This is a genomic window from Pacificoceanicola onchidii (assembly GCF_004804335.1).
In the GTDB taxonomy this organism is placed as follows: domain Bacteria; phylum Pseudomonadota; class Alphaproteobacteria; order Rhodobacterales; family Rhodobacteraceae; genus Pacificoceanicola; species Pacificoceanicola onchidii.
The window spans coordinates 34,383-48,198 of the sequence record NZ_SRXY01000005.1 but is presented as its reverse complement, the minus strand read 5'-3'; the positions used below and the strand labels follow the sequence as shown (position 1 = coordinate 48,198).

At 64.3% G+C, this 13,816-nt stretch carries 14 protein-coding genes; 8 read left to right on the top strand and 6 right to left on the bottom strand.

Annotated elements, in window-relative coordinates:
• Nucleotides 1-87: 87 nt before the first annotated feature.
• The 5 genes from E4662_RS13730 to E4662_RS13710 are packed head-to-tail and all read right to left on the bottom strand — an operon-like array spanning nucleotide 88 to nucleotide 5,945.
• The gene (locus E4662_RS13730; RefSeq protein ID WP_136442169.1) at nucleotides 88-1,200 is read right to left on the bottom strand and encodes a mandelate racemase/muconate lactonizing enzyme family protein; all 1,113 of its coding nucleotides are present in this window, start codon (nucleotides 1,198-1,200) and stop codon (nucleotides 88-90) included.
• Complete coding sequence (locus tag E4662_RS13725; protein ID WP_136442168.1) at nucleotides 1,197-1,799, bottom strand: dimethylsulfonioproprionate lyase family protein; 603 nt, start codon at nucleotides 1,797-1,799, stop codon at nucleotides 1,197-1,199. Before E4662_RS13725 ends, E4662_RS13730 begins: the two co-directional genes overlap by 4 nt.
• Nucleotides 1,796-2,377: a dimethylsulfonioproprionate lyase family protein gene (locus E4662_RS13720; protein WP_136442167.1), complete on the bottom strand. Its 582-nt coding sequence runs from the start codon at nucleotides 2,375-2,377 to the stop codon at nucleotides 1,796-1,798. The genes E4662_RS13725 and E4662_RS13720 overlap by 4 nt, the downstream gene beginning before the upstream one ends.
• Nucleotides 2,374-3,456 carry an alcohol dehydrogenase family protein gene (locus tag E4662_RS13715; protein ID WP_168797978.1) on the bottom strand — a complete coding sequence of 361 codons (1,083 nt, stop codon included), beginning with the start codon at nucleotides 3,454-3,456 and terminating at the stop codon, nucleotides 2,374-2,376. The genes E4662_RS13720 and E4662_RS13715 overlap by 4 nt, the downstream gene beginning before the upstream one ends.
• Nucleotides 3,453-5,945, bottom strand: coding sequence for an FAD-dependent oxidoreductase (locus tag E4662_RS13710; protein WP_136442166.1), 2,493 nt, complete (start codon nucleotides 5,943-5,945; stop codon nucleotides 3,453-3,455). The genes E4662_RS13715 and E4662_RS13710 overlap by 4 nt, the downstream gene beginning before the upstream one ends.
• A gap of 70 nt (nucleotides 5,946-6,015) precedes the next feature.
• Here E4662_RS13710 and E4662_RS13705 point away from each other — a divergent pair, with 70 nt between their 5' ends.
• From E4662_RS13705 to E4662_RS13685, 5 genes are all read left to right on the top strand, one after another.
• The gene (locus E4662_RS13705; protein ID WP_136442165.1) at nucleotides 6,016-6,903 is read left to right on the top strand and encodes a MurR/RpiR family transcriptional regulator; all 888 of its coding nucleotides are present in this window, start codon (nucleotides 6,016-6,018) and stop codon (nucleotides 6,901-6,903) included.
• Nucleotides 6,900-8,000 (top strand): aromatic ring-hydroxylating oxygenase subunit alpha, encoded by a 1,101-nt coding sequence (locus tag E4662_RS13700; protein ID WP_136442164.1) that lies wholly within the window; start codon nucleotides 6,900-6,902, stop codon nucleotides 7,998-8,000. Before E4662_RS13705 ends, E4662_RS13700 begins: the two co-directional genes overlap by 4 nt.
• Before the next feature lie 33 nt (nucleotides 8,001-8,033).
• Nucleotides 8,034-8,438 (top strand): GFA family protein, encoded by a 405-nt coding sequence (locus E4662_RS13695; protein WP_168797977.1) that lies wholly within the window; start codon nucleotides 8,034-8,036, stop codon nucleotides 8,436-8,438.
• A gap of 22 nt (nucleotides 8,439-8,460) precedes the next feature.
• Complete coding sequence (locus E4662_RS13690; RefSeq protein WP_240705195.1) at nucleotides 8,461-9,906, top strand: aldehyde dehydrogenase family protein; 1,446 nt, start codon at nucleotides 8,461-8,463, stop codon at nucleotides 9,904-9,906.
• A 74-nt stretch (nucleotides 9,907-9,980) separates the two neighbouring features.
• A complete protein-coding gene (locus tag E4662_RS13685; RefSeq protein WP_136442161.1) occupies nucleotides 9,981-10,361 on the top strand; it encodes a carboxymuconolactone decarboxylase family protein in 381 nt (126 codons plus the stop codon).
• Nucleotides 10,362-10,595: 234 nt separating this feature from the next.
• On the opposite strand, the gene E4662_RS13680 is transcribed toward E4662_RS13685, so the two are convergent.
• A complete protein-coding gene (locus tag E4662_RS13680) occupies nucleotides 10,596-11,444 on the bottom strand; it encodes a LysR family transcriptional regulator (RefSeq protein WP_136442160.1) in 849 nt (282 codons plus the stop codon).
• A gap of 106 nt (nucleotides 11,445-11,550) precedes the next feature.
• On the opposite strand from E4662_RS13680, the gene E4662_RS13675 reads away from it, so the two are divergent.
• Genes E4662_RS13675 through E4662_RS13665 form a run of 3 tightly spaced genes read left to right on the top strand, consistent with a single transcriptional unit; the run spans nucleotide 11,551 to nucleotide 13,815 of the window.
• Nucleotides 11,551-12,150: an amino acid synthesis family protein gene (locus E4662_RS13675; RefSeq protein WP_136442159.1), complete on the top strand. Its 600-nt coding sequence runs from the start codon at nucleotides 11,551-11,553 to the stop codon at nucleotides 12,148-12,150.
• Complete coding sequence (locus E4662_RS13670; protein WP_136442158.1) at nucleotides 12,122-12,901, top strand: alpha/beta fold hydrolase; 780 nt, start codon at nucleotides 12,122-12,124, stop codon at nucleotides 12,899-12,901. Before E4662_RS13675 ends, E4662_RS13670 begins: the two co-directional genes overlap by 29 nt.
• Nucleotides 12,898-13,815, top strand: coding sequence for a flavin reductase family protein (locus tag E4662_RS13665; protein ID WP_136442157.1), 918 nt, complete (start codon nucleotides 12,898-12,900; stop codon nucleotides 13,813-13,815). The genes E4662_RS13670 and E4662_RS13665 overlap by 4 nt, the downstream gene beginning before the upstream one ends.
• Nucleotide 13,816 lies beyond the last annotated feature (1 nt).

Below are 13,816 nucleotides of genomic sequence, written 5' to 3'. Positions count from 1 at the left end.
TTCTATGCTTCACCATAGAAGTGGGGAGCGCGTGGGACGGCCCCAAGGGGTACGCTGCCAGTTTATGCATACCGTTGCATACAAACATCATGACTGTTCTCCATATACCGCCACGGGGTCTCCAAGGCTGTCAAAATCCGGTGTCACACCCAGCCCTGGCACGTCCGGCGCGTAGAGCTTGCCGCCCTGCGCCACCGCGCCGCCGATCCCGGTTGAGCGGGTGTTGTAGTTCATCAGGTCGGTGGTGTTTTGCAGGTAGTCCTCGGGCGTGGAGGCGGCGAAATGGGCGAGCGCGGCAGAAGCGATTTCGCCGCCCCATGTGTCTTCGGCCACCACCGGCATGCGGTTTTCGATCAGGTAATCGCGCACCCGGCGCGCCTTGGACAGACCGCCCAGGTTGGAGATTTTCAGACAGCAAATCTCGGCCCCGCGATCCGCCACGATGCGCTGTGCCGCGCCCATGCCGGTCACACATTCGTCGAGCTTCATCGGTTGCTGCGCCACGCGGCGCACCTGCTGGCATTCCTCATAGGTGCGGCAGGGCTGTTCGAGGATGTAATCAAGCTCGGCCGTAGCCCGCGCCACGCGGATGGCATTGTCCACACGCCAGCCCTGATTGGCGTCGGCCATGGCTTTCTCGCCCGGCTGAAGCAAGGCCACGCCCTGATGGATGCGGTCAATGTCCCCGGCCCAGTCGCTGCCGACCTTGATCTGGAACTGGCGGTATCCCTGATCGCGGTAGCGCTGCATCTCGGCCAGCGTCTCTTCCGTCGCCTTTTGCGGGGCGACGCGGTACATGGGCGCGCCATCCGTCAGCTTGCCGCCCATGAGCATCCAGACCGGTTGGGCGCAGGCTTGCCCGAGAATGTCCCAGCAGGCCGCATCGAAGGGCGCCTTGGCATAGCCATGGCCCTGCACCGCGTGATCCATGATCTGCTCGATCCGCGCCACCTGACGCGGGTCTTCGTCGATCAGCAGAGGCGCGACGAGACGGGCCAGCGCCTCCACCCCTTCGGAATGGGCCACCATGTAGTTCTCGCCGCAGGGGGTGAACTCGCCGCAGCCCTGAAGGCCCGCGTCGGTGTCGATCACCACAACCGAGGCCATGGCCGTTTCAATCGCATTGCCCGCGCCCCAGCCATAGCTGCCGCCCACATAAGGCAACGGGGTTTTGTAGATGCGGATTTGGGTGATCTTCATGTCAAAGCCTCCGGTGGCGTCAGGACCGGGCGCGTGCCCAGATCGCCGCGCCAGAGCACCAGCGCCAGCAAAGGATGGGCGTGGGTCCGCGTGGCGTGCGGCTGGTTCGAGGGATGAAAGACGTGGCTTCCGGGGCGCAGAGTGCGGGGAGGCTCGCCATGCAGGCGAAACTCAGCCTCGCCTGCGATCACAAAGTAAATCTCTTCGGCGGGATGGTGGTGCCAGGGGTAATCCAGCCCGGCGGGCATATAGACCAGAAAAACGCCTGTCTCCCCGGCCTCAAAGGCTCCGCCACCTCCGGCCACCGCATAACAGCCGAACCGGTCGAGGAAGTCCTGCCCGAGCGCGGTGCCTTTGTAGGTCTCGCGCCACTGCGCGAAGGGCGCGGCGGCCTGCGCCGCATCGCGCAGCGCGGCATGATCTTCGGTGTACAGCCCGGTCTCCGCCTGAAACTGCGCGCTTGCCGGGATGTGATGCGGGGTCATGGCCTGCCGCGCAGGCGACGGCGGCAGCGGGCCAAAGCCATGCAATGCAGGCTCCGCCGCGTGCACCTGTCGGATCTGCGCCCAAAGCGCCTCAAAAGCTTCTGCGCTGGTCATGCCACCTCCATCTGCGGCAGCCCCGCAAGCCCTGCGCCGCGCCAGACCACATAGGCGAGGAAAGGCTGATCCGTGGTGGTCATGGCGTGCGGTTGGTTGCAGGCGTGTTCGGCTGTGCCGCCGGTTGAAATGGTTTTGTCGGGCACGCCGCGCGCCTGAAACTCCGCCGCGCCGGAGAGGCAGGCATAAAGCTCCTCGGCCTCGTGCAGGTGCCAGTCATAGCGCAGACCCGGCCCCCAGTAGCCGATATAGCCGCGCGCGGTATTGGTGTGGAAATGGCCCGAGGGGCCGTAGAGCTCAAGATAGCCATAGTTGGCGAGGAAGGCCGCGCCGACCTCTGCCTCCGAATAGGTCTGCCGCCATTCCGCCTGTCCCGCTGCCGCGCAGAGGGCGGCGGTGACGGGCTGTGTCTGTCGGTTTCCGGGCAGAGGGTTTTGGGCCAGAAGGCTGGCTGCTCGGCAGGGCATCGGGGGCAGGTTAGCGGCGCGCAAACCCTTGGGAAATGGCGCAAAATCCTGCAAGGCGGGCGTGCTCTCGTGCAGCGCCCGCACCGCGTTCAGAAGCGCGGCGAGGCTCACGGGACCACCACGATGTTGCCGGTGTGCGCCTTGGCGATGAAGGCGGTTTGCGCCGCGTGCAGGTCCTCCAGAGGGTAGCTGGCCGCAAGGGCCGGTTTGATCTCGCCCGCTTCGATATAGCGGATGAGGTTTGGCATGACCTCGGGGTCGATCACCGTTGATCCGGTGAAGGTCAGGTCGCGCAGGTAGAAGGTGCGCAGGTCCATCTCCACCATCGGCCCGGCGATGGCCCCGGAACAGGTGTAGCGCCCGCCCCGTTCGAGAACGTCGATCAGGGTGGACCAATACGCGCCGCCGACCACATCGGCGACGACGGTGATTTGCTCCGCGCCAAGCGCGGCGCGCAGGTTTTCCGGCGCGCGCGGCAGAAGGACGTCGGGGCCGAGCGCGGCCACATCCCCGTGTTTGGCCTCGGACGCCATGGCGATCACCCGCGCGCCGCGCCGTTTGGCCAATTGCACCAAGGCGCCGCCGACGCCGCCGGATGCGCCGGGCACCACAACGGTGTCCTGAGCGGTGACGGCGGCGCGGGTCAGCATGCCTTCGGCGGTGGAATAGGAGCAGGAAAAGGTAGCCAGTTCCGCGTCGCTCAGCTCCGATTGCACGGCGAGGGCGTTGCGCGAGGGGATCACCGTGTAATCGGCAAAACCGCCATCCCGCTCGGAGCCGAAATAGCCGGTTTTGCTCTTGTTCAGCGGATCGTCCGGATCGCGCAGCCAGTTGTCGGTGATCACCCGCGTGCCGATGCGGGCGGGATCGACGCCCGTGCCCACGCTGACAATGCGCCCGCAGACATCCGCGCCCTGAATGCGCGGAAAGGTAATTGGCGCGCCGCCCCATGTGGGATCGTCGGCGTTGACCGTCTCATAGGCGCCGCCGGTGGTGGCCTCGCTCACCGCCTTTGAGTACCAGCCGGTGCGGGTGTTGATGTCGGTGTTGTTCAGCCCGCAGGCGCCGACCTTGATCAGCACCTCGCCGGGGCCGGGATCCGGGCGCGGCCAGGTGCCATGCAGAACCAGCTTGTCCAGATCGCCATGCCCTTCGGTCACCATGGCGCGCATCGTGTCCGGCAGGTTCATTCCGCCGCCTCCTGGACCGCGTCGGTGCGAGGCAGCAGGCTTTGCGGATCATAGACCGGATCGGCGAGCACCTGTGCGGCGCGCGGCTTGCCATGGATCACCACCTCCAGAGCGGTGCCGGGCGTGGCGGCCTCGGGTTTGATATAAGCAAAGGCGAGCACCTGATCGGCGGTGGGGCTGTAGACCACAGAGGCGGTGGAGCCGACGACCGCGCCGTCTTGCAGGACCGCCTCGCCGCCATGGCCGTCGATCTCGCCATCGGAGGTGATGCCGAGGTAGGCGCAGACCCAGCGCAGGTCCGGGTTCAGCGTCTTGTCCTTGCCGAGGTAGTCCTTGTCGCGGCGGGCAAAGCGCAGCACGTCGGCCTCCGCCAGGGTGACTTCGTTGGTCAGCTCCCCTGCCCCTTTGAACCCTTTTTCCATGCGCATGACGTTCATGGCAAAGCTGCCGTAGTCGACCATGCCGTGGGCCGCCCCGGCCTCCGAGAGCGCGGTGTAGACATCGACCATGGCGTCAAACGGCATGTGCAGCTCCCAGCCCAGCTCGCCGGCATAAGACATGCGGAAAGCCCAGACCTTGTGCCCGGCGACGGTGATTTCCTGCGCCGAAAGCCAGCGGAAGGAGGCGTTGTCCAGAGCGGCATCGGTGCAGGCGCTGAGAATGTCGCGCGAACGCGGGCCGTTGAGCGAGAGCGCGCCCCAGGAGGAGGACAGCGCCGTGACCGTGGCATCCGCCCCGTTCATATGGGTGGCCAGATGGTCAAGCAGGCGCTGTTCGAAGAAGGCCGCGCAGACGAGATAAAACCGATCATGTTTTTCGCCTACCGCTTCGCTACTTGAGGCGTCTGGCGCCATCCGCACGATGGTTGTCTCAAGCTCGATCCGGCCCGCGCGGTTCAGCATGTGGGTCAGGGTGATCGAGCCGGTTTTCTGCGGCATCCGGTTTGCTGTCAGACGATCCAGAAGCGCGTAGGCCTCCGGCCCTTCGACCAGCACCTTGGTGAAGGCCGTCACGTCCATCAGACCGGCCGCTTCGCGCACCGCTTTGACCTCGGCGGCCACCATGTCATCGGCGGCGGTGCGGCGGAAACCGTAGTGGTCGCGCTGCTCGACACCATTACGGGCGAACCAGCGCGGGCGCTCGAAGCCGTAGACCTCCTCATGCACCGCGCCTTTGCCCTTCAGGATCTCATAGAGCGGAGACGGTTTGACCGGACGCCCGGCGAGGCGGTTGAAATGCGGGAAGGGAATTTCGTGACGCAGGCAGTAGTCTTCCTTCGCCTTGATCACCTGCCACTCCTTGGTGGCATAGCTGCCGAAGCGGCGCGGGTCATAGTCGCGCATGGAAATATCCGCCGCGCCATGCACCATCCAGCGCGCCAGCTCGCGGGTCAGCCCCGGCCCCCAGCCGATGCCGATCTGCGTGCCGCAGCAGCACCAGTAATTCCGCACGCCCGGTGCCGGGCCAATCAGCGGGTTGCCATCGGGCGGATGCGAAATTGCGCCATGCACATCACGGGTGATGCCCAGCTCCGCAAAGATCGGCATGCGATTGAGGCTTTCCTCCAGCCACGGCATGACCCGCTCGTAATCGGCGTCAAACAGCTCGTTCTCCGCTTCCCACGGGCAATGATCTTCCCAGACCGTGTTCGGATTTTCCTTTTCATAGATGCCGATCAGGCCCTTTTTCTGCTCCATGCGGATGTAGCCCGAGACCTTGCGGTCATCGCGGATCACCGGCAGCTCCTTGTCCAGATCCTGAAACTCCGGCACTTCATCGGTGACAAAATAGTGGTGCGTCATGGAGGTCATGGGCAGTTGCAGGCCGGACCATTCGCCCATCTGCCGGGCATAGGTGCCGCCCGCGTTGACCACATGTTCGCACAGGATGGAGCCTTGCTCGGTCTCGACCAGCCATTCGCCGGAAGGCTGCTGCGTGATGTTCGTGGCGCGGCAGCGGCGGATGATGCGCACGCCTTTGGCCCGCGCGCCCGCTGCCATGGACATGGTGACGTTGGTCGGGTCCACATGGCCGTCATCGGGCGTGTAGAGCGCGCCCAGAACCCCTTCGAGATTGTAGAACGGGTGCAGCTCCGCCACTTTTTCCGGGCCGACCAGCTCGATGTTGAAACCAAGGCTGCGCCCAACCGAAAGCGTGTGCCGCAGCCAGTCCATCTCGTCCGTCGTATAGGCCAGCCGGAAGGAGCCGCAGCCATGCCATGTCACCGGCTGGCCGGTCTCAGACTCCAAAGCGCCGGAGTAGAGATCAATGTTGTAATCCACGCATTTGCCAAGGCTGAAGCTGGAGGTGGAATGGGTGATCTGGCCTGCCGCGTGCCAGGTGCTGCCGCTTGTCAGCTCGGCTTTCTCAAGCAGCACCGTATCGCTGCCCCAGCCTTCGTGGCCGAGGTGATAGGCAAGACCAACCCCCATGACACCGCCACCAACGATGACAACGCGGGCGGTTTTCGGGAAAGACTCAGTGGACATGACCATTTTCCTTGCAAGGAGTCGCAAAACTGATGGACAGGCTAATTAAACATATGTACCACTGTCAATCATGAATGACACAAATGTATCATCGAGCGTTCTGGACCGCCTGTCAGAGGAATGGGACGCACTGACCCCGGAGGCGCAGAAAGCGGCGCGCTATGTTCTGGAGAACCCTGCGGATGTGGGGGTTTCGACCGTGCGCGAGATCGCGGAGGCGGCCAATGTGAAGCCCAACACCTTTGTGCGCATGGCGCGGCAGGTGGGATTCGAAGGCTACGAGGATTTTCGCGCCCCCTTCCGCGAGGCCATCCGAAAGGGTGGCGTGAGCTTCCCCGATCGGGCGCGCTGGTTGCAGGATATTCGCAAGTCCGGGGATCTGGGCGGGCTCTATGCGGATATGGCGCAGGCGGCGATGCGCAATCTTGAAGAGACCTTTGCGGGCATTGAGGCCGATACGCTCAAGGCGGCGGCGGAAGAAATCTGGTCCGCGCGCAAGGTTTTTGTGCTGGGCGTCGGGGTCAATAACTCCAATGCCCGGAACTTCAGCTACCTGGCTTCCACCGGCATGAAGGATTTTCATCCGATCCCCCGCCCCGGCTCCACCCCGGTGGATGATCTGGCCTGGGCCGGGCCGGAAGATGCGCTCATTGCCATGACCTGCCGCCCCTACCGCAGCGAAGTGGTCGAGGCGGTGCGCATCGCGCGTGAACAGGGGCTGCGCATCGTCAGCATCTCGGACAGCCCCGCCAGCCCGATCATCCGGGCGGCGGATCATGGCTTTATCGTCGCGGCGGACACGCCGCAGTTCTTTCCTTCGTCGGTCTCGACCATTGCCCTGCTGGAGACGTTGCTCAGCTTCGTCATCGCCGTGGCCTCGGATGAAATCGTCGAACGGGTCGAAACCTTTCACCGCCGCCGCCATCAACTCGGCATATACTCGGAGGACGCAGAATGAATGATCTTAGCCCGCCCGTGCGCTCGCTCGACGCGCGGTATTATACCGACCCGGCCGTCTTCCAGATCGAGAAAGCCGGTCTGCTCGCGCGCACATGGCAGTTTGCCTGCCACGCCTCGGAGCTGGAAAATCCGGGCGATTACGTGGCCTTTGAGCTGGCCGATGAGAGCCTGTTTTCGATCAAGGGCCGCGACGGGGTGATCCGCACCTTCTACAACGTGTGCCAGCACCGCGCGCATCAGCTTGTCTCCGGCACCGGCACCGCGCGCGTGGTGGTCTGCCCGTACCACGCCTGGACCTATGAGCTGACCGGCGGGCTGCGCGCCGCGCCGAACTCCAAGACCGTGCCCGGCTTTGACAAGTCCAAGATCTGCCTGACCGAAGTGCGCACCGAGGTGTTCCTTGGCTTCGTCTTTGTGAACCTCGATCCCGAAGCCGCACCGATGGAAGACTGGTTCCCCGGCGCGCGTAGCGAACTGGAGGCCTTTGTGCCGAACTGGGCAGAGCTCAAGCCGCTGGAATGGGTGGATATTCCGGAGAATTGCAACTGGAAGGTTTCGGTCGAGAATTACTCCGAATGCTACCATTGTTCGCTCAACCACCCGACCTTTGCCACCGGGGTGATCCGGCCCGAAACCTATGACATCCAGCCACAGGGTCACTGCCTGCGTCACACCACGGAGTGCAATGACCTGAGCCAGATGACCTATGACATCGACAGCGGCTTTGCCAACAACGACAAGTATTCCTCGTGGTTCCTGTGGCCGATGTTCTCGTTTCAGGTCTACCCCGGCAACCTGCTGAACACCTACCACTGGCGCGCGATTGATGCGGATCACGTGGTGGTCTGGCGCGGCTGGTATTCGCTCGACGGGGCGGACGACGAGACCGTGCGCCGCATGGCGCAGCAGGACCGGGCGACCACCGTTGAAGAGGACATTCACCTCGTGGAATCGGTGCAGCGCGGGCTCAAATCACGCGGTTATGTGCCGGGGCCGCTGGTGGTTGATCCCGGCTGCGGCGTGAACTCCGAGCATTCGATCATGCACCTGCAAAAGTGGATGCGCGAAGCGGTGGACGGGGCGGCGAATCCCTGAAAGGGTTTCGGTCCCATGACAAAGGAGCCGCCCATGCCCCCCAAGCTCTCTGGCCGCTGCCTGTGCGGCGCTGTGCGCTACAAGACCACCGCCGCGCCGCTCTGGACGGCGCTGTGCCATTGCGAAAGCTGCCGCCGCGCCTGTTCGGCGCCGGTGGTGGCGTGGATGGGGTTTGCGCCTTCGGATGTTAAGTGGGAAGGCACCCGGAAAACCTACCAATCGTCCGAGATTGCCACGCGCGGTTTTTGCGAGACCTGCGGGACGCAGATAAGCTTTGAGAGCACGCGCTGGCCGGGTGAGATCCACCTTTACGCGGTCTCGCTCGACGATCCCGCTGACTATCAACCGCAGCTGCATTGCCATGCCGCCGAACGCCTGCCGTGGCTTCACATGGCCGATGATCTGCCGGTCTTTAAGGCCGGCGCAGACCTCTCCTGACCCGAACAAAAGGCCCTACCCCGTGCAAATTGCCCCCTACTGGAAAAACTACATCGACGGATCCTGGTGTGATGGCGGCGCGGGCCGCATCGCGGTCAGTGACCCGGCCACCGGAGAGACGCTGGCCGAGCACGCGCTGGCCGATGCGGGGGACGTGGACCGCGCCGTTCGGGCCGCCCGCGCCTGTCATCTGTCCGGTGCGCTCAGCGCCATGCGCCCGATCGAACGCGGACGGCTGGTGCAGGCCATGGGGCGCTATCTCATTGAGAACAAAGACGAGATCGCGCAGATTCTGACGCTGGAACAGGGCAAACCCTTGTGGGAATCCCATATCGAGATCGACGGCGCGGCGCTCTATTTCGAGTATTACGGCAATCAGGCGAGCACCGTTGAAGGCCGCTCCATCCCGCTGGGCGCGGGCTATTTCGACTGGACCGAGAACGAGCCCTTTGGTGTTTCGGCCCAGATCATCCCGTGGAATTACCCGGTCGAGATGACCGCCCGGTCGCTTTCGGCGGCGCTGGCAACGGGCAATGCCTGCGTGATCAAATCGCCCGAACTGACGCCGCTGACCAACGCCTGGTTTGCCCGGGCCGCCGAAGCCGTGGGCCTGCCGCGCGGGGCGGTCAATGTGCTTTGCGGGCTGGGGCGGGACGCGGGCGCGGCGCTGGCCGGGCATCCTCATGTGAACCAGATCGTCTTTACCGGCTCTGTGCCCACGGGCGTGGCCATCGCCACGGCGGCGGCGCAGAACGTGGTGCCCTGCGTTCTGGAACTGGGCGGCAAGTCGGCGGCCATCGTGCACGCGGACGCGGACCTTGACGCTTTTGAAAATGACATCCGCTGGGGGATCTATTTCAACGCCGGTCAGGTCTGTTCGGCCATGTCGCGGGTGATCGTGCATGAAAGCCGTCAGGCGGAAATGCTTGAACGGGCTGAGAAAATCGCCAAGAGCCTGTCTGTCGGGCCGGGGATCGAGCGGACCGCGTTTGGGGCGAACATGGGCGCGATGGTCTCTGACGGGCAGCGCGACCGCGCCCTGGGGCTTGTCTCTGCCGCACAGGAACAGGGCGCGCGGCTTGTCACCGGCGGCCATGCGCTGAACCGGCCCGGGGCCTTTTTGGAGCCGACGGTTGTGGCCGCGACGCCGGAGATGGATATCGCCCGGACGGAGATTTTTGGCCCGGTGCTGACCGTGCTGCCGTTCCGGGAGGATGCGGAGGCCATCGAGATTGCCAACGGCACCGATTACGGGCTTGTTGCGGGGGTCTTTACTGCCGATCTTGACCGCGCCACCCGCGCCGCACGGCAGTTGCGCGCCGGTCAGGTGTTTGTCAACGAATGGTACGCGGGCGGTGTGGAGACACCCTTTGGCGGCTTTGGCAAATCCGGCTATGGCCGCGAAAAGGGGCGCGAGGCGCTTTGGAATTACGTGCAGACGAAGAACGTCGCGATCAGGCTTGGCTGAGCGCGCAAAAAACAAGAGATCAGGCTTGGCTGAGCGCGCAAATAGAAAAGCCGTTAAACTGAAAGGATAATCCCATGAGCACATTTGACGAGGACCTCTTTCTCAAGGGGCTCGAACAGCGCAAGTCCACGCTTGGCGCAGAGTATGTCGAGAAGAACCTCGCCGCCGCCGATGACTTCACCCGGCCTTTTCAGGAGGCCATGACAGCCTGGTGCTGGGGGTTTGGCTGGGGCGATGATGTGATCGACGCCAAGACCCGTTCGATGATGAACCTGTCGATGATCGGCGCGTTGGGCAAGATGCACGAATGGGAAATCCATTGCCGGGGCGCGATCAACAATGGTGTGACCAAGGAAGAAATTCGCGCGATTATTCATGTGGTTGGCATCTATTGCGGTGTGCCGCAGGCGCTCGAATGTTTCCGCGTGGCGCGCAAGGTGCTGGAGGAAGAGTGACCTCGGAAACGGAGGTTCGCCCCCGGCCTCGAGGGCGGGCCTGTTGTTTGCACCTACGGTTTTTCCAAGCACACACACCGAACACTTTGAGACGTTAGGCTATTTCGCCCCCGCCGTCGAACCACAGGTTCGCCGAAGCAGAATTGGTTCGCCTTTGGCGAAACTGGGGCGAGGTCGGGGGCGAACCGGATCGCAGGCGATCCGGGGCGTTCTAAGACCAATGCTCCCATTCCTTCAAACGATCTCTCTACACAGCGCCCCTTCCACCCAATCGGCGAAGGCCGCCGCCATGCCGTCCGGTTCGGCGCGCAGGAAATAGCCTTCCTGCGCCTCTATTGCCCCTTCGGCGGCATAGGCCAACTGCCCGGAGGCCACCGCGTGCCGGGCAAGCAAGGCGCTGACCAGAGCCACGCCGTTGCCATCCGCCGCCAGTTGCATCGCCTGACCGTAGGTATCCGTGTAGAAGGCCGGGGTTTGCAGCGACCCATGGCGGTCCTGCCACGCGCGCCAGCCGCCCGAGGTGCCCACGGTTTCGATCAGCGGCAGGTCCTGTGGCCCGCCCGCCAGCCCCGGCGCTTTGACCGGTACGAGACGGTTTGGCTCCAAAGCCCGCGCCCCCGGCCCCGCCTGCGCCCTGGAGCCGAAGCGGATTTCCACATCCGCATGTGACGTCTGGAAATCGTCCGGCCAGACCGCGCTCAAGAGGCGAATGCGCACGTCCGAGTGACGCACGGTGAACTCCGGCAGGCGCGGCGAGACCAGCCATTGCGCCACGCTCACCGAGGTGGCCACGGTCAACAGGTTCGGCCCCGCGCCCACATCAAACGGCTCCGTCGCCTGAGCCAGAACGCCAAGCGCCGCGCCCACCTGCGGCAGAAGTTTGCGGCCCGCATCCGTCAGGGCCAGTGACCGCGGTTTGCGCACAAACAATGGCGCGCCGAGCCGCAGTTCCAGTGATTTGATCTGCTGGCTGACCGCCGATTGCGTCAGGCCGATCTCTTCGGCGGCGGCGGTGAAACTGAGGGTCCGCGCGGCGGCCTCGAACGAGCGAAACCAGGTCAGGGGCGGCAGGCGTCGGGACATAGGGCAAGCAATACATTAGTGTTGCTAATGGCAAAGCACATAAAACCTTCGTTTGTCAAAATCTCCGGCGCTTTTTACCTCTCGAAGGGCGAACAAGGAGACCCCCATGCAGCCAGAAATCCGCAAGATTGTGACCTATGACGAAGAGGTCCTGATCGAAGGCTTCAAACCCGCCGCCGAACCGTGGCGCATGTTCGCCGTCGCCGCCGTGCTGCGCAACCCGTGGGCGGGGCGCTATGTGGAGGATCTCAAACCGGAAATTCAGGCTTTTGGGCCGGTTCTGGGTGAGATGATGACCGAGCGGATGCTTGCGCTGGCCGGGTCCGGCGCGGCGATTGAAGCTTATGGCAAGGCTGCCGTGGTGGGCCTGAACGGTGAGATCGAACATGCCTCCGGCCTGATCCACACCCTGCGCTTTGGCAATTTTTACCGCGAGGCCGTGGGCGCAAAAGCTTACCTCGCCTTCACCAACACGCGCGGCGGGGCAAATGCGCCGATCATGGTGCCCTTGATGGACAAGAACGACGCAGGGCGACGCTCGCATTACCTGACCATCCAGTTCGCCATCCCCGACGCGCCGCGTGATGATGAGGTGGTGGTGGTTCTGGGCGCGGCCATGTCGGGCCGTCCGCACCACCGGATTGGCGATCGCTATCAGGATCTGAAGGACCTCGGGCATGACCTGGATAACCCGGCCGCGGTCTGAGATCGGCGGGCTGGCCGCCATCGTGCGGGGGGTCGGGCCGGATGTGCTCTTGCTGCATGGCGTAGGGCTCAGGGCCGAGGCCTGGGGAGCGCAGCTTGGCGCTTTGCCGGGGCGGATCACCGCGCCGGACATGCCCGGTCACGGCGGCAGCGCGCTGCGCTCTGATGTGCAGATGGACGGCTATGTCGCGGCGGCCCTGTCGGTGCTTGAAGCGCTGGAGGGTCCGGCGGTTGTGGTGGGCCATTCCATGGGGGCGATGCTTGCGCTTGAACTGGCGCTGCGCGCGCCGGAGCGGGTGCGGGCTGTGGCGGCTTTGAACGGCGTATTTGAGCGCCCGGATGCGGCGGCGGAGGCTGTTTCGGCGCGCGCCAAGACTCTGACAGGTCTGGATAATCCTGATCCCACGCCGACGCTTGAACGGTGGTTCGGGGCGGAGGCATCGCCTGAGCGGGAGGCTTGCGAAGGCTGGCTGAGAGGCGTTGATCCGCAGGGTTACAAACAGGCTTACACCGCCTTTGCATCGAGCACCCTGCCCCGCCGCGACGCGCTGCAATCCCTCCAGTGCCCCGCGCTTTTCATGACCGGCAGCGAAGAGCCGAACTCCACCCCGGCCATGTCCAAGGCCATGGCCAGCCTCGCGCCCAAAGGCCGCGCGCTGATCATCGAAGGGGCCGCCCACATGATGCCGATGACCCACGCCGCCGAGGTCAACGCGGCGCTGACAGAGTTGATCATGGAGGTTCGGAGATGAGCGCGCTTGATCCGCAAACCCTGCGCCGCGCCTTTGGCAGTTTCATGACTGGCGTAACGGTGGTGACAGCCCGCGACGGGGACGGTGCGCCGATTGGGTTTACCGCCAACTCCTTTACCTCTGTCTCGCTCGACCCGCCGCTTCTGCTGGTCTGCCCGGGGAAGTTTCTTTCCACTTACAAGGACTTCGCCGCCTCATCGCATTTCGCCATCAACGTGCTGGGCGAAGATCAGGAGGCGGTCTCCAACACGTTTGCCAGCTTCAAGGGCGACCGCTTCGCATCGGTGCCGCACAGCTTTGACGCCGCGAATACGCCACTGATCGACGGCGCGCTGGCGCAGTTTTCCTGTGCCACGCATGAGGTGATCGACGCGGGCGATCACTGCATCCTGATGGGCCGGGTTGAGGCGGTCCGCCACGCGGATGGTCCCGGCCTTGGCTATGCGGGTGGGCGCTATTTCACCTTGAAGCGCGAACGTGCAGCGGCGGCGCAGAGCGGGCGCGCGGCGCTGTTTGGTGCGGTCTTGGAGACCGGCGGGCATGTGCTCCTGGAGGAAACCGAGGACGGGTTGCGCCCGCCGCAGATCACGGCCGAAGCGCGCGGCGGGCAGCGGGCGGCGCTCTGCAAAATGCTTGCAGAGCAAGGCGTTACCGCACATCTCAGCACCGCCTATTCCGTCTTTGACGAAGGCGCGCTGCACTGCGCTTATGTGCTTGGCCGCGCCGAGACACCCCCGCAGGACTGCCCGCTGAAGACCATCCCGATCCCGAATCTGCCGGATCAGACCTACACCACCCCCGCCATCGCCGCGATGATGACGCGCTATGCCGCCGAGGCCGATCAGCGCGATTTCTCGCTCTATCTGGGCGACGCGCAGCGGGGCGAAACCCACAGCCTGACCCAGAGGAGATAAG